General features: G+C 43.6%; 14 protein-coding genes. 6 read left to right on the plus strand and 8 right to left on the minus strand.

What is annotated here, in order from left to right; genetic code table 11:
• Nucleotides 1-481: 481 nt before the first annotated feature.
• The 4 genes from rpsL to V7K27_RS33025 all read right to left on the minus strand — a co-directional run bounded on the left by rpsL (nucleotide 482) and on the right by V7K27_RS33025 (nucleotide 4,528).
• Nucleotides 482-865, minus strand: a complete 384-nt coding sequence (gene rpsL, locus V7K27_RS33010; protein ID WP_012410236.1) for a 30S ribosomal protein S12 — start codon at nucleotides 863-865, stop codon at nucleotides 482-484.
• A gap of 108 nt (nucleotides 866-973) precedes the next feature.
• Entirely contained in the window at nucleotides 974-1,300 is a 327-nt protein-coding gene (locus tag V7K27_RS33015) for a HesB/IscA family protein (protein ID WP_334952895.1), read from the minus strand.
• 255 nt (nucleotides 1,301-1,555) lie between these two features.
• On the minus strand, nucleotides 1,556-1,975 hold the full coding sequence (locus V7K27_RS33020) for a cupin domain-containing protein (protein ID WP_334953018.1): 420 nt from the start codon (nucleotides 1,973-1,975) through the stop codon (nucleotides 1,556-1,558).
• 342 nt (nucleotides 1,976-2,317) lie between these two features.
• Nucleotides 2,318-4,528, minus strand: coding sequence for a phosphodiester glycosidase family protein (locus V7K27_RS33025; protein ID WP_442947667.1), 2,211 nt, complete (start codon nucleotides 4,526-4,528; stop codon nucleotides 2,318-2,320).
• A gap of 776 nt (nucleotides 4,529-5,304) precedes the next feature.
• On the opposite strand from V7K27_RS33025, the gene V7K27_RS33030 reads away from it, so the two are divergent.
• Nucleotides 5,305-10,002, plus strand: coding sequence for a glutamate synthase-related protein (locus V7K27_RS33030; protein ID WP_334952899.1), 4,698 nt, complete (start codon nucleotides 5,305-5,307; stop codon nucleotides 10,000-10,002).
• A 379-nt stretch (nucleotides 10,003-10,381) separates the two neighbouring features.
• Here the strand turns inward: V7K27_RS33030 and V7K27_RS33035 are convergent, their stop codons facing one another.
• On the minus strand, nucleotides 10,382-11,290 hold the full coding sequence (locus V7K27_RS33035; RefSeq protein WP_334952901.1) for a polysaccharide deacetylase family protein: 909 nt from the start codon (nucleotides 11,288-11,290) through the stop codon (nucleotides 10,382-10,384).
• 1,275 nt (nucleotides 11,291-12,565) lie between these two features.
• Here V7K27_RS33035 and lepB point away from each other — a divergent pair.
• On the plus strand, nucleotides 12,566-13,138 hold the full coding sequence (gene lepB, locus V7K27_RS33040) for a signal peptidase I (RefSeq protein WP_334952903.1): 573 nt from the start codon (nucleotides 12,566-12,568) through the stop codon (nucleotides 13,136-13,138).
• Nucleotides 13,139-13,335: 197 nt separating this feature from the next.
• On the opposite strand, the gene V7K27_RS33045 is transcribed toward lepB, so the two are convergent.
• Entirely contained in the window at nucleotides 13,336-13,869 is a 534-nt protein-coding gene (locus V7K27_RS33045) for a ComEA family DNA-binding protein (RefSeq protein ID WP_334952904.1), read from the minus strand.
• Between the two features lie 14 nt (nucleotides 13,870-13,883).
• Entirely contained in the window at nucleotides 13,884-14,258 is a 375-nt protein-coding gene (locus tag V7K27_RS33050) for an NINE protein (RefSeq protein ID WP_334952905.1), read from the minus strand.
• 344 nt (nucleotides 14,259-14,602) lie between these two features.
• On the opposite strand from V7K27_RS33050, the gene V7K27_RS33055 reads away from it, so the two are divergent.
• On the plus strand, nucleotides 14,603-14,926 hold the full coding sequence (locus V7K27_RS33055; RefSeq protein WP_292762021.1) for a DUF1825 family protein: 324 nt from the start codon (nucleotides 14,603-14,605) through the stop codon (nucleotides 14,924-14,926).
• A gap of 64 nt (nucleotides 14,927-14,990) precedes the next feature.
• Here the strand turns inward: V7K27_RS33055 and V7K27_RS33060 are convergent, their stop codons facing one another.
• The gene (locus V7K27_RS33060; protein ID WP_334952906.1) at nucleotides 14,991-16,916 is read right to left on the minus strand and encodes a transglycosylase domain-containing protein; all 1,926 of its coding nucleotides are present in this window, start codon (nucleotides 16,914-16,916) and stop codon (nucleotides 14,991-14,993) included.
• A gap of 173 nt (nucleotides 16,917-17,089) precedes the next feature.
• On the opposite strand from V7K27_RS33060, the gene tyrS reads away from it, so the two are divergent.
• From tyrS to V7K27_RS33075, 3 genes are read left to right on the plus strand one after another with little or no spacing between them, the layout of a single operon-like run.
• Nucleotides 17,090-18,277, plus strand: coding sequence for a tyrosine--tRNA ligase (tyrS, locus tag V7K27_RS33065; RefSeq protein WP_334953020.1), 1,188 nt, complete (start codon nucleotides 17,090-17,092; stop codon nucleotides 18,275-18,277).
• A gap of 21 nt (nucleotides 18,278-18,298) precedes the next feature.
• On the plus strand, nucleotides 18,299-19,018 hold the full coding sequence (gene pyrF, locus V7K27_RS33070; protein ID WP_334952907.1) for an orotidine-5'-phosphate decarboxylase: 720 nt from the start codon (nucleotides 18,299-18,301) through the stop codon (nucleotides 19,016-19,018).
• Entirely contained in the window at nucleotides 19,015-19,698 is a 684-nt protein-coding gene (locus tag V7K27_RS33075; RefSeq protein ID WP_334952909.1) for a hypothetical protein, read from the plus strand. The genes pyrF and V7K27_RS33075 overlap by 4 nt, the downstream gene beginning before the upstream one ends.
• Nucleotides 19,699-20,152: the final 454 nt, after the last annotated feature.

Here is a 20,152-nt window from a genome sequence, read left to right on the forward strand (position 1 = left end):
CCGGAAACTAAAAACGGTGCAACCCAACCCTCAGACTTCCTCAATTTTCTTCGACTGTTGCAGCGAGGCTGATCTATTGACTGCCAATTTTTGATTTTTGAATTTTGGATTAAGAGTTTTCGTTATATGTCCCTACCCTTGCGGTTGGAACAAATCAAAAATCGAGAATCTTCAAGCCCTATTCCCTTTTGGGTCGGGTAAATCCAAAATCGCAAATCGCAAATCTAAAATTGTTTGACTTGCTACCTGCAACTAAATACTTAAGGCGACAAGATTATAAACTTTAATGTCCAGATGAGAATTTTGCTGTGGGTTACAGCGTTCTCCTCAGAACTTCTACACTTGCTCGCTTAGTGTAGGTTGAAACAGACTTTAGTAGCCTTTATAACTGCTGTTTGAACACAGGCGGCGATCGTTTTTTGTCCTTGAGCGCTTTTAAGGCAGACGATTAATCGTGTTGGGTGCGATTAATCGCCTAATCCTATTTTTTCGCTTCTTTAGGCCGCTTGGTTCCATACTTGGAACGGCCTTGCTTGCGGTCTTTGACTCCGGCTGTATCTAAGGTGCCACGGATAATGTGGTATCTCACGCCTGGTAGATCCTTAACCCGACCGCCACGAATCATCACAACTGAGTGTTCTTGTAAGTTGTGACCAATCCCTGGAATGTAAGCTGTGACTTCAAATCCAGAGGTAAGTCTGACTCTTGCTACTTTGCGTAGAGCGGAGTTAGGCTTTTTTGGTGTGGTCGTGTATACTCTGGTACAAACTCCCCGACGTTGGGGACATTGTTTCAGAGCCGGGGACTTGGTTTTCTGACGCGCTTGTTCGCGCTCATTACGTATTAGCTGCTGTATTGTTGGCATGAGTTACAGCGCGTAAAGCTGCTTATGGTCTAAGTTTTAACAAATCCTGATTATATCGTTTTTTACTGCTTTATGTCAATTGTTATTTTTCATTTGTTTGACCAATGACTAATGACTCAAGGAGAAGGAATTGCCACAGCCACAGGTAGCGATCGCCTGGGGGTTGTGGAAGCGAAAACCACCACCCATTAAGTCTTCTGAATAATCAACCCTCAAACCGTTGAGGTAATTTAAGCTTGCGGCATCTATGACTACTTGAATCTCATCCAAGTCGAAAACCTGATCGCCAACTTTTATTGCTTTATCGAAGGACATATCATAAAAGAACCCGGAACAACCACCTGGTTTTACTGCCAATCTAAACAAGACATTTGGTTGCTGCTTGGATTTTATTCGCCCAATTTCACTCGCGGCTGCTTGACTCAGATGAATCATGGAACTCGTTTTTTTGCAATTGAATACCCCATCTTCATTTTACAGATGGGTTGACCCGCGCTATCTCGCTGTGCCAAATCACTGAACCCATGAGCGCGATCGCTATTACTACATTTATAGCACTAATATGCTTCAGTCCCCACCTTAACTAGGTAGGGACTTCTGGGGTGCAGTGTTTACCAAAGAGGGTTTGCACAAAAATTTATTCAGTTTTTGGATTAAAGCCTTTAGAGCTTTAATAGCGTTCTTTTAGTTTTAATCCTTAGTACGCGCATAGTCATCTTGGTAGCGAATAATATCATCTTCTCCCAAGTATTCGCCATTTTGCACTTCAATCAACACCAAGGGGATCACGCCAGGATTCTCTAAACGATGAGATGTACATTGAGGTACATAGCTTGACTCATTATTGCTTAGTAGTAGTTCTTTATCGCCACAAGTTACCCTAGCTGTACCAGAGACAACGATCCAATGTTCGCTGCGGTGGTGGTGCATTTGTAGACTGAGGCGGTGTCCGGGCTTAACTTCGATGCGCTTGATTTTGTATCCGCGCCCTTCTTCCAAAACTGTAAAAGCACCCCAAGGACGTAACTCTGTTGCAGCAACGCCTCTGGAAGTGATGGCTGGAGGTAGGTGTAGAGTTTCAGTCTGTGTAGTTTCTTGATATCGAGCCATAGTTACCTCATTTTGAGACATAACAAACCGTTGGTACTCTTAAATTATTGATAAAAATTCTGGCGCTATCTTGCAACGTTAGAAATTAGCAATTTTGTCGCACCTTGATAAACATAGCAAAATCAGACGTTATGGTGTAAATCATCACTACTAAAATTATGATGTCTACACTAAGTCTTCATCAAGCAAAATGACAGCTTGTTCTAAACTTTAAGAAAGATGGGGCATTGGGCATTGGGCATGGGGCATGGGGCATGGGGCATTGGGCATTGGGCATTGGCAATTAAGAGACTTCCCTATTCGCTAATTATTTTTGAATTTTGAATTTTGAATTTTGAATTGTTATCGTGGTTGCAGGAAAATACCAATGCCATTATGAACACGAGCGGCGGTACTAGGCGATCGATTGAGTAATTGCCCTCCTAAGTAAAGGCTGGTAGAACTACCACCGTCCAAATTTAGGGCATCCACACAGCCCATCAGTTGCATCAATTGGGCATGTTCCGCTAAGGTAGGGCCATAACCGCCAGCACGATTATGTATGGCAGTAATCATCAGTGTGCCTGTTGCCGTTGTACAAATACCGCTACGAATAGCTTTTTCGGCAATAAAGGCATTGCTGAATTTTTCGGCTTTGGCATCAAGGACAATTTGACGATTTTGGACTAATAGCGGACCAGCTCCGATAATGTAGGGATAACGACTAAAATCAGCCGGAGCAGTGGCGCTAGAAATACGTACTGCGCTTCCAATAGGTAACTGTGAGGCAGCACTAGCAGCGTTGGCGCGTAAGGTTAGTAGGTAGCCATTCTGGGGAATGGGAACCGCTATCCCACCAACTTTGCCCCCTGGTAACTGTTCAGTAATTTGGTCTTTCTCTACCACAAGAATGATTTCATTGTCTGTCAGGGGCGTGTAAGTTGATCCCCAACCTGGAGTGTAACGAGCAATCCCACTCTGAATGTAGCCACTGTTGAGGAACAGAATTGGTAGGCGCTGGTTATTTGCTGTGATTAAAGTTTCTTCTAAGGTGAGACGACCGAAGTAAAATTGGCCTGAGTCATTCCAAGCGATCGCACCCCGGTTGAGAATGGGGCCTGATAACCACTGACTATCTCGACGAATCGCACCCAATGGCAATCTGTTATTGCGGTTAAAATAACCACCGTTAATTCCAGCTACCGCTAAGTAACGTTGTGCTGTTTGAATTAAGGGAGCAGTACCCGCAAGCCCATCAGGACTAGCCCATATAGGTTTCAACGTTAGCCCAAATTTACGGGGATTAACTTCTAACCAAACCACAGGAAAGCGGTTTGTGCCTAAGTTGACATAATGCTGTCGCCAGCGCAATCCTGGGGCCCAAGTAATATCTCGTTCTTCTAAAGGATCGGGTCGAATATCGATAATCAGGCGATTGGGGTTAGGGACTGTACTAACTTGAGGCGATAGACCAAAGGGAACGCTCAGACTAATAATCGTTTGGTTTTTCACCACCTGCACTTGTTGAATCAGTGGTTCCGGGGCTGGTGCTGCTGGTATTGGTTGTGTTGGTGTAACTGGTGATAATTGTTTGAGCAGGTTTTGCAGCAATGTTGGTGGTGTTGGTGGTGCTGCTGGTGGCTGGGGGGTATAGCGTTCTATCAAAACAGGATCGGCTATTCCATCCAGGGTAACTGTCCACTCTCGATTTGGCGGTACAGTGGATTTGGGAGTTAGCGTGTCTGGATCAGAGGATGGAGTTTGGGGTTTTGCGATCGCTAATCCTTCTATAACTTGCCAGGGAGTTGGACGATCTAAATTGACAAGAATCCGAGCCTGTTGTAAAGGAGTAACACTCGCGTCTGAAGGTTGCTGGCTCTGAATAATATTTGTCACTTGCGCCTTTGGGGTCGCAATCACCAAGGTGTTACCATTGCTTTGAATTTGCCATCCAGATGTTTGAGCAAAGTTAGTAATATCCAGATAGCGATATGCTCCTAGTAGCCTGGTGGCTAAAACCACTGGCTTGATCACCGACGAAAACCACTGTATTGGTTGCTTCGCCCAATTACTACTGTTTAAGAAATTTACTCCAATTAATTGCCTGAATACCCCGTCACTGAGATGAGTTGTTATTTGACCAGATTTTCCAGGTTGCTGCAACCAAGTTCCTGATAAGATACGCCCATTCAGGGAAATTTGATTACCAGAGGATGCCACAGTTGTTAAAGGAGATGCAGCTGAGTGTGAGGTTAACCTGGGTATTGATTTGATGGTTTTCGGCGACTCCTGGGCGTTGGTAGCACAGGTAGTAGTTAAACACACTGCTGTCAAAAGTATTGGTGACACAGAAGAGAGGAAAAACCTGCGATGCCTGCGGCGGGCGGAGCGATCGCTATTCCACGCGATGTGCAACTTATTCTTGAAACCCCTCTCCAAACCTCTCCCCGAAGCGGAGAGAGGCTTTAAGTCTTGCTCCCCAACGCTAGTAGGGAAGGGGCTGGGGGTTAGGTTTGAGAGAAAGTTGCACACCGCGCTATTCCCCAATTGCCAACAATTCGGCATTTTTACCATAATTTACTAGGTACTTTTGAAAAGTATCACCCAAGGTATAAACTAACTAATTATTTGGAAATATAAAAAAAACATGGCTTTCTTTTTGAAAAACATGGTATTATATATATTGGCTTCTTATCTATTTTAAATATAAATAACCATTTAGACGTTAAAGCCACTGCAAGCAAGTGTTTTAACTGGCACTAATTCCAACCACCCTATACACGGTAGTCTTGGTTATCAAAACTGGATTAAGATATTCAATCCTGACTGAAGGTTGCAATTGTTGCTAGTTCAGTCAGGTGTAGTTAAATAGTCAGATGTGTGGCAACTGGTAAGCAGCAAAACTTTAGACAACAACAATATTTAGGAATTGTCAAATGGGTATATATTGTAATACGCTGATCTTATTGCTGGATCAGGATGAATTTGGTTTTAAAACATAGTACAGCTTTCAGTTTTAATTTTGTTTCAGGTGAGCCGAAATAGGCTCTAGGAGTAGCTAGCGTGCATCTGGAAAAAGGGGATTGAGAAAATACTTAGCTTCACAATATAAAAAAGAAACTGTCAGGGCAAAAATAATGTCTTGGCTAATTTAAGTTGTCTAACACCGCATAAATACATAAAAAATACGTAAGTATTTAAACATGGGTGAACTAGTAAAGTAGAACCGAAGTTAAAATTTTTTTCCCTAAATTTCGGTGCTTATTATATATTTCTCCGTCGCTAAATTTAGAAATTTTTTCCCACAATGTAGTGGCAAAATTGGTAACTCAATACTTCAGGAACAGGGTATGAATAATAAACCGATGAATCAAGACCAGAAAATCACCGCAAAGATCAACTCAAGAGATACCTATCAGGGGCAAAAGTGGTTAGTAGAAGAACGAGATGCCTGTGGTGTCGGTTTTATTGCTCATCGCCAGAATCATACCAGCCACGAAATTGTCGAAAAAGCCTTAGCTGCTTTAACCTGCTTAGAACACCGAGGAGGTTGTAGCGCTGATCAAGACTCTGGTGATGGTGCTGGAGTATTGACAGCTATCCCTTGGGAGTTGTTCCAACAAGATTTTGCCCAAAGGGGGAAGGAATTTCCATCCACCAATAATATAGCTGTGGGGATGATATTTCTACCACAAGACCAGGAAGCAGCACAAAAAACTAGGACGACAGTTGAGCAAGTAGCTGCTGAAGAAAAATTGATTGTGCTGGGTTGGCGAGTAGTGCCAGTGCAAACTGATTTACTGGGGGTACAAGCAAGAGAAAATCAACCCCAAATTGAACAAGTTTTGTTAGCTTCTGTTGACAAAAGCGGCGATGAATTAGAACGACAGTTGTATATTACCCGCCGCCGCATTAGTAAAGTTGCGACCAATATCTCAGAAGAATTTTATATCTGCTCCTTGTCAAGTCGCACAATTGTTTACAAAGGCATGGTGCGTTCTGCTGTATTGGGCAGCTTTTATGACGATTTAAAAAATCCAGCTTATAAAAGCGCCTTTGCTGTCTATCACCGCCGCTTTAGTACCAACACGATGCCCAAGTGGCCTCTAGCTCAACCAATGCGGCTTTTGGGTCACAACGGCGAAATTAATACCTTGTTGGGTAACATCAATTGGATGATGGCACGAGATGCTAGCTTAAATCATTCTGTATGGGGCGATCGCATCCAAGAACTCAAGCCATTAGTTCACATTGATAACAGCGACTCAGCTACCCTAGACAACGTACTAGAATTGCTGGTGTGTTCTGGACGCAGCCCCTTGGAAGCTTTAATGATTATGGTTCCAGAGGCTTACCAAAATCAGCCTTCTTTACGTGACTCTCCAGAAATTGTTGATTTCTACGAATATTACAGTGGTCTGCAAGAAGCCTGGGACGGTCCAGCACTTTTAGTATTCAGCGATGGCAAAAAAGTTGGTGCAACACTAGATCGTAATGGTTTAAGACCAGCTCGTTATCTGATTACCAAGGATGACTACATTGTTGTAGCTTCGGAAGCTGGTGTAGTGGACTTCCCAGAAGCCGATATTGTCGAGAAAGGTAGACTCGGACCAGGGCAAATGATTGCCGTGGATTTAGTAAACCATGAAGTGCTGAAGAATTGGGAGATTAAGCAGCGCATCGCCAAGCAGCACCCTTATGGTGAATGGCTCCAACAGTACCGTCAAGAACTTAAAGAAATTGTCAGTAGTCAGTCGTCAGATGTTAATGGGAATGGATATCTGGCTGCTGAAAATGGTAACGGGCATAGTACAACTGAGAAAGTAGACAAACAAAGCTTGCTTCAGTTTCAAACTGCCTTTGGTTACACCACAGAAGATGTAGAAATGGTGATTCATCCAATGGCGATCGCCGGTTCAGAGCCGACTTTCTGCATGGGGGATGATATTCCTTTAGCGGTGCTGTCACAAAAGCCCCACCTGCTTTATGACTATTTCAAACAGCGTTTTGCTCAAGTTACAAACCCAGCGATCGATCCCCTGCGGGAAAAGCTAGTCATGTCTCTGAAAGTCGAACTGGGTGAACGGGGTAACTTATTAGAACCCAAGCCAGAATATGCTCGGAGATTAAAACTTGAGTCGCCACTGTTAACAGAGGTAGAGTTAGAGGCAATTAAGCTGTCAGGATTTGCCACAGCTGAGTTGTCAACCCTATTTGCGATCGCGACTGGCCCAGAAGGATTAAAAGCCGCAGTTCAATCTTTACAAGCACAAGCAGCTGAGTCAGTCCGGGGAGGTGCAAAGATTTTAATATTAAGCGATCGTCGGGTCAATGACGGGATCAGCACAGAATCCACCTACATTCCTCCTCTGTTAGCAGTGGGTGCCGTGCATCACCACCTCATTCGTGAAGGGTTGCGAATGAAAACATCCCTGATTGTCAATACTGCTCAATGCTGGAGTACCCATCACTTTGCTTGTCTGATTGGCTATGGTGCTGGCGCAGTTTGCCCGTATATGGCTTTGGATACGGTGCGTGATTGGTGGTCTGATCCCAAAACTCAAAAGTTAATGGCTGTTGAGAAAATTGCAACCCTTACCCTAGAGGAAGCTTTAGGAAACTATCGCCAAGCAGTAGAGTCAGGTTTGCTAAAAATTCTCTCCAAGATGGGAATTTCTCTGCTCTCCAGCTATCAAGCAGCCCAAATCTTTGAAGCTATTGGCATCGGTGGGGATTTACTAGAACTGGGATTCCGTGGTACGACTTCCCGCATCGGTGGTTTGAGTATTAGCGAACTCGCTGATGAAGTGCTTTCCTTCCACAGCAAGGCTTTCCCAGAACTGACTAACAAGAAGTTAGAAAACTTGGGCTTTGTGCAATACCGTCCTGGCGGCGAGTACCACATGAATAGCCCCGAACTGGTCAAGGCGCTGCATAAGGCTCTAGATGGCAAAAACTACGACCACTACGAAGTTTATAAAAAGCATCTCCAAGGCAGACCAGTAACGGCGTTGCGGGACTTGCTGGACTTCCAAGGCGATTCCACCCCAATTGCTCTAGAAGAAGTAGAGTCTGTAACTGAAATTGTCAAACGCTTCTGCACCGGTGGGATGTCTTTAGGTGCTTTGTCAAGAGAAGCCCATGAAACTTTAGCGATCGCTATGAACCGCATTGGCGGTAAATCTAACTCTGGGGAAGGCGGCGAAGACCCAGTGCGCTATGTCGTTCTAGATGATGTAGACGAGTTTGGTCACTCGCCAACCCTACCTCATTTAAAAGGATTACGGAATGGTGATAAAGCTTATAGTGCCATTAAGCAAGTTGCATCGGGACGCTTTGGGGTAACACCAGAGTACCTAGTCAACGCCAAACAAATTGAAATCAAAATTGCCCAAGGTGCCAAGCCTGGGGAAGGTGGACAACTGCCAGGACCGAAGGTGAGCCAATATATTGCGATGTTAAGGCGCTCGAAGCCAGGTGTAACGCTGATTTCGCCACCACCTCACCACGATATTTATTCTATTGAAGACCTAGCGCAACTGATTTTTGATCTGCACCAAATTAACCCCAAAGCAAAGGTATCGGTGAAGCTAGTTGCAGAAGTTGGCATTGGCACGATCGCGGCTGGTGTAGCTAAGGCAAACGCTGATATCATCCAGATTTCTGGACATGATGGTGGTACAGGTGCATCGCCACTAAGTTCGATTAAACACGCTGGCTCACCGTGGGAACTGGGTTTAAGTGAAGTGCATCGCGTCTTGATGGAAAATAGCCTGCGCGATCGCGTGATTTTACGCGTAGATGGCGGACTCAAGAGTGGTTGGGATGTGGTAATAGGTGCATTGATGGGCGGTGAAGAATTCGGTTTCGGCTCCATTGCCATGATTGCCGAAGGCTGTATTATGGCGCGAGTTTGTCACATGAATACCTGCCCTGTAGGTGTTGCTACTCAGAAAGAAGAACTCCGTAAGCGGTTTACAGGAATACCGGAACAGGTTGTCAACTTCTTCTACTTCATCGCCGAAGAAGTGCGTAGTTTGTTAGCCCGACTTGGCTACCGTTCTTTATCAGAAATCATTGGACGTGCAGATTTGTTGAAACTGCGCCCAGAGGTAAAACTCACCAAAACGCGATCGCTGAATCTAGACTGTTTACTTCAACTACCAGATAGCAGAGACAATCGCAGTTGGTTGCTGCATGAAGAAGTCCACACCAACGGCGTGGTTTTGGATGACAAATTCCTTGCCGATCCCGATATTCAAGCTGCCATTCGCAACCAATCTACTGTCACCAAGACTTACCCGATTGTCAATACTGACAGAACAGTGGGTACAAGATTAGCAGGAGCGATCGCTTCTCAATACGGTGACAGTGGCTTTGAAGGACAAATTAATCTCAACTTCACAGGCAGTGTTGGGCAAAGCTTTGGTGCTTTCAACCTCCCCGGCATAATTCTGAGCTTGGAAGGAGAGGCAAACGACTACGTAGGTAAAGGGATGCATGGTGGTGAAATCATCATCAAACCTCCAACTGATGCTACCTATAAAGCAGCACAAAACGTGATAGTTGGCAATACCTGCCTTTATGGTGCTACTGGTGGCGTGTTATTTGCCAATGGCTTGGCAGGAGAACGCTTTGCTGTGAGAAACTCCAAAGGCATAGCAGTGATTGAAGGTGCTGGGGATCACTGCTGCGAATATATGACTGGTGGTGTAATTGTCGTCCTCGGCAAGGTAGGACGTAACGTAGCAGCTGGAATGACTGGTGGACTGGCATACTTCTTGGATGAAGACGACTCATTTCGTGAGTTAGTCAACCCGGAAATTGTCAAAATCCAGAGGGTGATTACAGAAGTAGGTGCAAAGCAGCTGCAAGAGTTAATCCAAACTCATGCAGAACGCACAGGTTCACCAAAGGCGAAAAAGATTCTGCAAAACTGGCCAGAATTTTTGCCGAAATTCTGGCAGTTGGTTCCCCCTTCTGAAGCTGATAGTCCAGAAGCTGATCCCGAAAAAACAACTGAGTTCAGTTTAGTGACTAGTCATTAATAACTATAAGAAGGAGTCAGAAGACAGAATTCACAATTCAGAATACCCTAGCCTAAATTTATCGTTCAAAAAGGGGTAAAGAGAAAAATATCCCCCCTTTAAAGCTACGGTGTATACACAAGTCTGAAATAGCTTACTCACCTAGTTTTTCGCGTCAGTTTTACCCCACCCTAACCCTCCCCGATGGATTGGGGAGGGAACTAGATTCCTGTTTCCCCCCTTTATAAGGGGGGATTAAGGGGGGTAATTTGACTTATGTATACACCTTTTAAAGCAGGGATCTTCACTAACTAATTCAGAAATAACGTATTCTAACCAAAAAATATAATTTTAGTTTTTAGCCAATTACTATTGACCAATTACCCATAATTAATAATTATTACTTTTTGTGAGTGAGCAGCTTTTGGTCTGTATCTTGAATTTCTAAAAGTTCTGGAATAGTAACAAAGCGATAGCCTTGCTTTCTAAAATTGCTAATAATTTCTGGTAAAGCTTGTATAGTTCTAGAACGGTTCCCACCACCATCATGCATTAGCACAATCCCACCAGGTTTTGAATCTTTAATCACGTTATTGATCAACTTTGGTACAGCTGGCAACTTGTAGTCTGTGGAGTCAGCCGACCACATCACCACAGTATATTTCTCTCCTTTAGCATAAGCAGCTAACCCATTGTGCAGGATGCCCCCAGGCGGTCGGAACAGATTTGTTTTAGCACCTGTAACCTGATAAATTAGGTCTTCTGTGCGATCAATTTCAAAAGCAGCTGCTTGTGGATTAAAGAAGTGATACCAGTGATGCCAAGTATGATTGCCAATAACGTGACCTTGAGCAACAATCTGCTTTCCTATCTCTGGATAATTTTTCAGGTTCTGTCCGACGACAAAAAACGTCCCTTTGATATTATTTGATTTCAGAATATCTAGCACTTGCTCTGTGGTTTCAGGCCAAGGGCCATCATCAAAGGTGAGAGCAATCACTTTCTCACCCTGAATGAGTTTTGCACTCTCAATTATTGCCCCTTGAAAACGTGGTGGCACTAGGTAGGATAGTCCCTTTGTTTGTGCTTCTTGCTGCCAACTTGTAAGCATCGCCGCCTTTAATTTCTCAATGCGCTGCTGAGTTCCTATGTTTGCAGCTACATCCTTGACATTTATACTTTGTCTATTCTGAGCTTCCGAAGCATTTGGCCTTAGAAGCATCATGAAAGCAAGGCTAAAAACACCACATAAGGCAAGCAATGCAATTAATATTCCTTCTGGCCACAGAAACGACTTATTGTTTTCCACCTGATAGCTCCTTTAAAAATCGAACCATCAACCACGGTTATGACGGTACGTTATAGCACATTTTTTTAGATATTTAGATACAGTTGCTTTCTGATAATCCCGAAAATTGGAATTGAGACTAACAGAAATTCACAGATGAAGCTTTTATAGCAAGACTTTCTGACAGTAAAGTTGTATAATTCACAGCTTAGTGAATTATTTGATTAACATACAAAACTACTTACAAGGGGGGAGTATCTTTCAAAAAAGAATCTAATAAACTATTAGTTCTATTGTTGGTAAGATATATTTTACTGCCTACTGCCATTGCTTCCTTTTTAAGAAAAAGTTAAATTTTCAACTGACAGAATGTTGCCTTGTACTTTCTCTGAGATAGAGAGACGAAAATTGATTCAATATAGTTTCTCATTGCCAAGGGGCACTTATTCGTTAATGTAGATACTTTTGAGGCATTTAGCAAAAATAATTTTCTCCCCAGTTTAGTTCTATTTTTGATGCTGATACTTGAGCCTAAATTGCTAGGAGCTTTCTGTCTGTTAATGTTTTTCTCAATAATTAAGGAGATTTATATCTTATTAATAGTACAGTTTAATATGCAGTGTCACCGTGTAATTACGGAAAATAATCGCATATATATAGGCAAGTTGTTAAAATCACACACAATAGTATGGCATCTATCTATTGAACCATTAAAATCTACATTTAAATGTAATATTTTTTACTAGAAACACTCAATAAGCTAGATTCATGTATCTAAAAATACCTTAATTTCAAATTATTATGTAACATCACTTAATAATATATACCAAAATATATTTTCTTCCAACTGAGCTTCCAGCAAGACTGCTCTCTGCCTTTTTTCGGTAAAGTGAAGCAGATATTATTAGACATTCGATCAACTGTTTTGCTATTCAACGACTAATTTTCTGCTCAAAGAAAAAACCGACTGGCTGTATCGCTCTACCAGTCGGTAACTGCTTTTTTAGCAGGAGTAAGCAAAACTGAAAATTGTCTCATAACTTGCCTTATAATTACAGCAATTAAAATTAGGATTTTTAATTATCTATTTAGGAATCTTAATCATTAGCTTATATTGTCTTAGACAGATCACAGTTGATTTACAGTACTTTTGCTTATTTTCGGTAGATGCAGCAATAAATGTATTATTTAATATCTGTATGGATTCGTACAGAACCCAGGTTGCCTATCAGTATACCTTTTGAGTCAAAATAATCAAGATATTTATCCCACTTCTGAAACTGGCTAGAAACTTTTATGATTCCTCACGAAAGTGATGCAAAAGAAGAGCGTGCGTCGTTAAAAGTATGGCGTAGTTCGCAAGAAAATCTGATTTTAATTGCGATCGCCTTATGTTTGGCATTCCTGATTCGGACTTTTATCGCCGAACCCCGCTATATACCTTCTGACTCGATGTTACCCACTTTACATACAGGCGATCGCTTGGTAATTGAAAAAATCTCTTACCATTTTCACCCTCCCATAACTGGGGATATTATTGTTTTTCAGCCATCCCCAGAACTACAACGTCGAGGATATCCCAAAGACCAAGCCTTCATCAAGCGGGTTATTGGCAAGCCTGGTGAGGTAATTAGTGTTGCTAATGGCAAAGTCTACCTTAACGGTCAACCCTTGGCAGAAGACTACATCGCTGAACCCCCAAATCAGCCATATCCACCTGTGAAAGTTCCAGAAGACGAATTTTTTGTCATGGGTGATAACCGCAACGATAGTAATGACTCTCGCTATTGGGGCTTTTTACCCAGAAAAAATATCATCGGTCGGGCAACGTTTCGCTTTTGGCCTCTCAATCGCATTGGGTTGATTTAAAGAGTTTGGAGTTTGGAGTTTGGAGTTTGGAGTTTGGAGTTTGGAGTTATAGAAACCTAACCCCCAACCCCTTGCCTACTAGCGTTGGGGAGTAAGATTCAAAGCCTCTCTCCTTTTAGGAGAGAGGTTTGGAGAGAGGTCAAAATGTATTGCATACAAACGAGAAGCCCTATATTTTCAAACTTCTAACTTTTAACTTAAAACCTTAAATAATACATCATCTGAGCGATCGCATCACCAGTTAACTCCAACCGTCGTTGGAAATCAGCCAGATTACGGTAATATCCGGCTGATTGCCGATTTTGCACCACTGCTTGCGCCAGAGACAAATCTATAAATGGAATCTGTGCTAACTTTTCAACTGTTGCTGTGTTCGGATTAACTAAATGGGTCGGATTTTCTAAAGATTCGTGGTCATAGTAAATAAAATTCAGTAGAGGCTTTAATGGCTCTAGTCGCGGCGCTGGCATAGCCAAAGCCGCAGCAATATCTTCAATACAGTAAAATTTAACACCCGATCGCGAAAGTTCCACAAGCGATCGCGCTTGATGAATTGATAAACCCGGTAGGCGTAACCAATCATCTACAGTCGCTTGATTAGCATCAATCCGAATACCTAATTTTGCCGCTATCTGAATTTCTTCCCCAGATTGTAGGCGATAGTAGGGATCGTTGAGGAGCTTGGCACGGAGTTTTTGCAACCTGGGGTTCAAAGGTAGCCAGTTATTCATGATTGTTGCTTCCCTCAAGAAATCTGGTCTAGCAATTGGCGGCGCTTTTGCTCAAATTCATACTCTGAGATTAGTCCATCTTGGCGCAGAGCATCTAATTCCCGCAAGGCATCAGCGATCGCTCCTACCTGATTATTTACCCGTTGTGAGTTTCTTGTCCCTGACTTGCCTAGATTAAAATTGCGATCGAAAGCTTCTTCGTCTTGAGCTAAATACCAAACTCCCTCAATCGCACTAGCTACCTTGGGGATAGGTGTCCAGGAAAGCAACACATACAAAACACCCCACAGAGGCTGTCCCAGATAGAATTTATGTAATCCTGAAATTGTCAGTGTGCCAGAAAAAGCTAAAACAGCGGCAACACTTCGGCTTTTGCGCTTAGTCAACATATTCCTAACAAATATACCAATACCACAGTTCCTACCATAAGACAGCCAAAAGGCATATTAAAACTTAATCCCGAAGATTCACTAGCTTTGAAATACACTCCTGGACTGAAAATTCAACCGGATGAAAACACCAATCTTAAATCAATGGCTAAAGCTGTAAGTATTGCGGCTTTATTAAGTCAGTTTACAAAGGGGGAACCTTCTCAAGTCAAGTGTTGAAATTTCGGTAACAAACCGTACTAAAACCGAAGCTTCGTGACTAGATTACTCCCCTAGACTAAAATAAAAATAGAAGTAAAACTATTAAGCTACTGAGTCTGGGCACTCAGTTTAATATAAGCAATATGGGATTCTTCGATTCTGAGATAGTTCAGCAAGAAGCAAAACAGCTGTTTGAGGATTATCAAGCGCTGATCAAGCTTGGCAACGGCTACGGCAAATTTGACCGCGATGGCAAAAAGCTGTTTATTGAGCAAATGGAAACCATGATGGATCGGTATCGCATCTTTATGAAGCGCTTCGAGCTATCAGAAGATTTCATGGCACAAATGACAGTAGAACAACTAAAAACGCAATTAGGGCAGTTCGGTGTCACCCCGCAACAAATGTTTGATCAAATGCACCTCACTTTAGAACGGATGAAAGCCGAGCTAGAAAAACAACCCTAGTCAATTTTAGATTTTGAATTTTGGATTTTGGATTGGCAATTAATCCAAAATCTAAAATCTAAAATTATTGTGACTTGGGACGAGAAAACTGGGAAGGTGGCTTAAAGTTTTCTACTGGTACGTTCTTAAGTGCCTTCTGCATAAAATCTTTCCAAATGGGAGCAACCAGAACACCACCTGTGGCATGGTCAGCTAATTGTCTGTTGTCGTCTCTACCTACCCAGACAGCAGTTGTTAACTGTGGCACAGTACCAACAAACCAAATATCTTTTTCTGATGATGTTGTTCCCGTCTTCCCTGCGGCTGGACGACCGATCGCAGCACCTTTACCTGTACCATCAGAGATTACCGATCGCATCACATCGATAATTGCTGCTGATGCCCAAGGATCGAGAACTAGCTGAGGTTTCGGGGTATTGTCTAGCAACACGTTACCACTACTATCGGTGACACGGGCAATTACAGTTGGTGGAGATTGCCAGCCATAATTAGCAAAGGTAGCATAGGCACTAGCCATTTCCAGAGGAGTCACGCCAATTGCCCCAAGTGGCAAGGAAGACACAGGCTCCATTGGACTCATAATCCCCAAAGTACGGCAGGTTTCTATGACTCTATTCATCCCCACAGCCTTACCAACCTTAATCACGGGAATGTTGCGCGATTGGGATATAGCTGTGCGGATCGACATCTCTCCCTTAAAAGTCGCATCATAATTTCTGGGAGAGTACCAACCGTTACCATCTCGATAGCTAACTGGGGCATCTACTACCGTTGAGTCCGCCGTATATTTACCACTAGCAAAAGCAGTATAATATACAAACGGTTTAAATGAAGATCCGGGCTGGCGTTGAGATTGAGTTGCACGATTGAATTCACTGGTCTTAGGATCTATACCACCCACCAGTGCTTTGATAAAATGTGTGCGCGGATCAATTGCTACCAAAGCCATTTGATTCCTAGATAATCCCTGATCTAGTAGTGATTTATGCCACTTACTGACAGTTTCTTCTGCCATCATTTGGAAGTCGGCATCAACTGTAGTTTGAACTCGCATCCCACCTTTGAGTAGTGTTTCACGCCCAAACTTCTTAGCTAACTCCTGCGCTACGGTATTGGTTACATAGGGTAAGGCACTACCTTGAAAGGATTTGATTCTACCAAGTTTGATTTCTTGCTTGAGGGCGTCGTCGTACTCTGACTGGCTGATCCAATTCAATTCCAGCATCCGTCCCAGCACTTCTTTTTCCTTCTGTTTTGCCAGCTTCATGCTCACAAACGGGCTGAATTCTTCAGGTGCTTGGATTAAACCCGCCATCATGGCCGACTCACCCAAGCTTAAATATTCTGCTGACTTATTAAAGTAACTGCGTGCCGCCGTTTGTACACCATAATTGTTATGACCCCAATAAACTTGATTGAGGTACATTTCTAAAATTTGGTCTTTATTGAGAATTTGCTCTAACCGGATTGCCAGTACGGCCTCTGCTAACTTGCGGGTAAAGGCACGCTTGCGAGACAAAAACAGGTTTTTTACCAGTTGCATAGTAACAGTAGAGCCACCCTCTCGGACTCCACCTGCTGTCGCATTAACTACCACAGCCCGCCCAACGCCTACGGGGTTAATACCGTGGTGATCGTAAAAGTGGCTATCTTCACTTGCCAATACCGCCCGTTTCAGATTCGGGGAAATTCTATCTAGGGGTACGACTTCCCGATTGGCTTCCCCGTGGATACTCGTTAAAAGTTTACCCTTAACGTCATAGATATAAGTTGTTTCTGAGGGAAAGAAGTTACGTAGCTGTCTCACATCTGGCAAATTACGGAAACTAATCGCTAAACCAACCAGTCCTCCGGCTACAATGGAACTTGCCAGCATGGTGATTGAAAGCAGAGTACCGCCAGTTACCTGACCGACTCCTTTCATAAACTCAAAACCTGATGAAGCCCGACGTTGTGGCTGCTTATCTTCAAAAGTCCTAGACGACGACACGGCTATTACACTTCCTCACTTGTAAATTTAACTGTAATTGATTGGGCGAAGCAAGGCGGTTAGTTTTTTGCAATTATAGTAGTTTGGCAGATGAGAAAGCGGATAAATTGCAAGTGTTTATAACCAACTTAACTTCTAGTGTGCAAAACATAGCTAACAGTGGATTTTCTAGTATGACGCCAGATTTTGCTTGGCTGCGTCGTGGTGTAGTAGAAGTTTTCCCACAACCAGTTGATATTAACAATGAAAGTCTAGAAAAGCGCTTGGTAACTACAAACCAACCTTTGAGGATCAAATTGGGGATTGACCCTACAGGTACTGATATTCATCTCGGTCATAGCATACCAGTACGAAAACTGCGAGCGTTTCAAGATGCAGGTCATATAGCAGTTCTAATTATTGGCGATTTTACCGCACGCATTGGCGATCCGACTGGTAAATCTGAGGTGCGTCGTCAGCTTACAGAAGCAGATGTCGCTCAAAATGCTCAGACTTATCTCGATCAAGTACGTCCTATCTTGGATTTTGACACACCAGGAAGGTTAGAGGTGCGTTATAACTCCGAATGGCTGTCTGGACTAAACTTAGAGAAAATTTTGGAGTTACTCTCGACGATGACGGTGGGGCAGATGTTGGCGAAGGAAGGATTTGCCGATCGCTATAAAAAAGAGAACCCGATTTTTATCCATGAGTTCCTCTACCCGTTGATGCAAGGTTTTGATTCGGTTGCAGTTGAGGCAGATGTGGAGTTGGGAGGGACTGATCAGAAATTTAACATTGCTGTGGGCAGAGATTTGCAGCGCCATTTTGGTCAAAAGCCCCAGTTTGGAATGCTGCTGCCAATTTTGATTGGCACGGATGGAGTACAAAAAATGTCCAAGTCTTTAGGTAATTATATTGGGTTGTCGGAACATCCAGGACAAAAGTACCAAAAGTTACAAGGAGTTCCCGATCATCTGCTGTCACAGTATTTTGAACTGTTGACGGATTTACCTTTGGATAAACTACCTGAAAATCCCCGCGATCGCCAAACACTCCTAGCATCGGAAATTGTCAAACAGTACCACGGCGAAACCGCAGCCCAAGAAGCCAAAGAAGCAGCCCAAAGTGGCGGCAAGGAAGGTGCTGTTCCTGAATTTGCTCTCGCTGGCGTGCCACAGTTTCCGACTAAGTTAGCCTATATTCTCAATGCCACTGGTTTGTGCAAAAGTACTGGGGAAGGAAAACGGAAAATTCAAGAAGGTGGAGTGCGCTTAGATGGCGATCGCATTACCGATGTTGATATTACTTTTGCTGATCCCGCCGAGTTACAAGGTAAGGTTTTACAAGTTGGGAAAAATAAGTTTGTGCGTTTAGTTTAAATGGGGAGTGGGGAACTGCAAATGAACGCAGAACAACGAATTATAGTGCCTTTGGATGTGTCGGATGTGGAAAGTGCGATCGCTCTTGTAGATCAACTTCCGCAAATCGGTTTCTGGAAAGTCGGCTTAGAGTTGTTTACCAGCACTGGCCCGAAAATTCTGGAAGTGTTAAAGTCCCGACAAAAGCGCATTTTTCTAGATTTAAAGTTTCACGACATCCCGAACACAGTCGCTGGTGCTTGTCGTAGTGCAGCTAGTCATGGGGTGGATTTGTTGACAATTCATGCTACATCTGGTATTGATGCTCTCAAAGCTGCAACAGAGGCGGCACAGGAAGGGGCTGCCCAAGCGGGTGTAAAACCGCCGAAGTTAATAGCTATTACTTTGTTAACGAGCATTTCTGCTAGGCAGTTGGCGTTTGATTTAAAAATTCCCCTAGAATTACCAGAATACGCCCTAGAAATGGCACTGCTGGCTCAAGATGCGGGATTAGATGGGGCAGTTTGTTCGCCCCAAGAAGTAGCACAACTACGGCAAACTTGTGGAGATGACTTTTTGCTTGTTTGTCCGGGGGTTAGACCAACTTGGGCAGAAAAAGGCGATCAAAAGCGATCCCTCACCCCAGCGCAAGCAATCATTGCTGGTGCAGATTATCTAGTGATTGGGCGTCCGATCACTACTGCTACTGAGCCGGAGTTAGCCTGGAAGCGGATTTCTGAGGAGTTAAGCACGGTGGCATGAAGCTAGGAGTCAGTGAGAAACTGGGAGATAGAGTGCAGGGTGTCGGGGAGAAAAATCTGGACTCTTCGCTCAGTCAGAAAAATTATAGTTGGCTTTTAGCTTGTGGCTTCTGGGTTTTAGTATCAAATAGCCTTGCTTACCCAGCGTTCTCGACAAATCTCACCACTAAACCCTCTGCGATCGCACAAAGGGAAAATGTCAACAGTGGGGCGAGGTCTTTGTGTTCTGAGCAAAATTTAGAAATATTAACTATACAGCTACTTCAAGATTTACCTAGTTATACCAATCGCGCTAGTCAACGCGCCCGCCGCCTCAGTAGAAGCGGTGATGTTTACAGTTATATGCTAGTAGCAGGAAGACCTGAGTTTACTCCTCTGCCCCTTAACCTTGAAGAATATAGTGCAGATGCGTCTAAAAGTGCTGCATCAGGAGTTGAGCAAGTTTTCTTTACTACCTTAACGCGGCAGTACATCGGAAAGAAAGCGATAGAATTGCAGGAATTCCACTGGCTGTTGTTGACTAAAACTAAAAGTGGTTGGCGACTAGTGATGATGTTTTCTCAAGTGGGTTCCCATTTAGCACAGCAGCCACTATCCCCGCCACGCGATAGTAGTAACGGCACCGTTGCCCAAGGAGTTAAAGCTTGGTTACGCGATTGTCAAGCGGGAAGTGTGCGTTAAATAATTCCTAATTCGTAATTCGTAATTCGTAATTAAGTTAAGGGAGCGGGGATTTAGCGAGAAACGCGGTCTTGGGCAAAGCCCCAAGTGGAGCGATTTCTCAAGACAGCGCTGCATTGCGGTCTTGGGGTCTCCCCCGCCGCAGGATGCGCGATCGCTTTGCGGACGCACCAGAAGCGCACTAAAGGAGCAACTTTGCAAGACAGACCCCGACCCAAAACTTGCTTATTTTTTGAACCGGGGGACTTAAACCCACCGAACTTGTTAAAAACCCTTGATTTCCTCTTAGTCCACGGAGGTGGACTTTGTTTGTATAGCCGCGATTTCTAATCGCTAGGGCTAGGTGCAAGATGTGAGGCGAGGCTTAAAACCAAGTTTTCTATCTCTAGTTTTCTCTTCTGTTCCCCACTCCCTACTCCCCACCATTGGTGTCAACTTAACGTCAAAAGGGCGG

The sequence above is a fragment of the Nostoc sp. genome, from assembly GCF_036919575.1.
Classification (GTDB): Bacteria; Cyanobacteriota; Cyanobacteriia; order Cyanobacteriales; family Nostocaceae; genus Nostoc.

Bases quoted from the DNA above. Each gene is read 5' to 3' on its own strand.
- rpsL (WP_012410236.1), bottom strand. From the start codon at position 865: ATGCCAACAATACAGCAGCTAATACGTAATGAGCGCGAACAAGCGCGT.
- V7K27_RS33015 (WP_334952895.1), bottom strand. From the start codon at position 1,300: ATGATTCATCTGAGTCAAGCAGCCGCGAGTGAAATTGGGCGAATAAAA.
- V7K27_RS33020 (WP_334953018.1), bottom strand. From the start codon at position 1,975: ATGGCTCGATATCAAGAAACTACACAGACTGAAACTCTACACCTACCT.
- V7K27_RS33025 (WP_442947667.1), bottom strand. From the start codon at position 4,528: ATGGTAAAAATGCCGAATTGTTGGCAATTGGGGAATAGCGCGGTGTGC.
- V7K27_RS33030 (WP_334952899.1), top strand. From the start codon at position 5,305: ATGAATAATAAACCGATGAATCAAGACCAGAAAATCACCGCAAAGATC.
- lepB (WP_334952903.1), top strand. From the start codon at position 12,566: ATGATTCCTCACGAAAGTGATGCAAAAGAAGAGCGTGCGTCGTTAAAA.
- V7K27_RS33045 (WP_334952904.1), bottom strand. From the start codon at position 13,869: ATGAATAACTGGCTACCTTTGAACCCCAGGTTGCAAAAACTCCGTGCC.
- V7K27_RS33050 (WP_334952905.1), bottom strand. From the start codon at position 14,258: ATGTTGACTAAGCGCAAAAGCCGAAGTGTTGCCGCTGTTTTAGCTTTT.
- V7K27_RS33055 (WP_292762021.1), top strand. From the start codon at position 14,603: ATGGGATTCTTCGATTCTGAGATAGTTCAGCAAGAAGCAAAACAGCTG.
- tyrS (WP_334953020.1), top strand. From the start codon at position 17,090: ATGACGCCAGATTTTGCTTGGCTGCGTCGTGGTGTAGTAGAAGTTTTC.
- pyrF (WP_334952907.1), top strand. From the start codon at position 18,299: ATGAACGCAGAACAACGAATTATAGTGCCTTTGGATGTGTCGGATGTG.
- V7K27_RS33075 (WP_334952909.1), top strand. From the start codon at position 19,015: ATGAAGCTAGGAGTCAGTGAGAAACTGGGAGATAGAGTGCAGGGTGTC.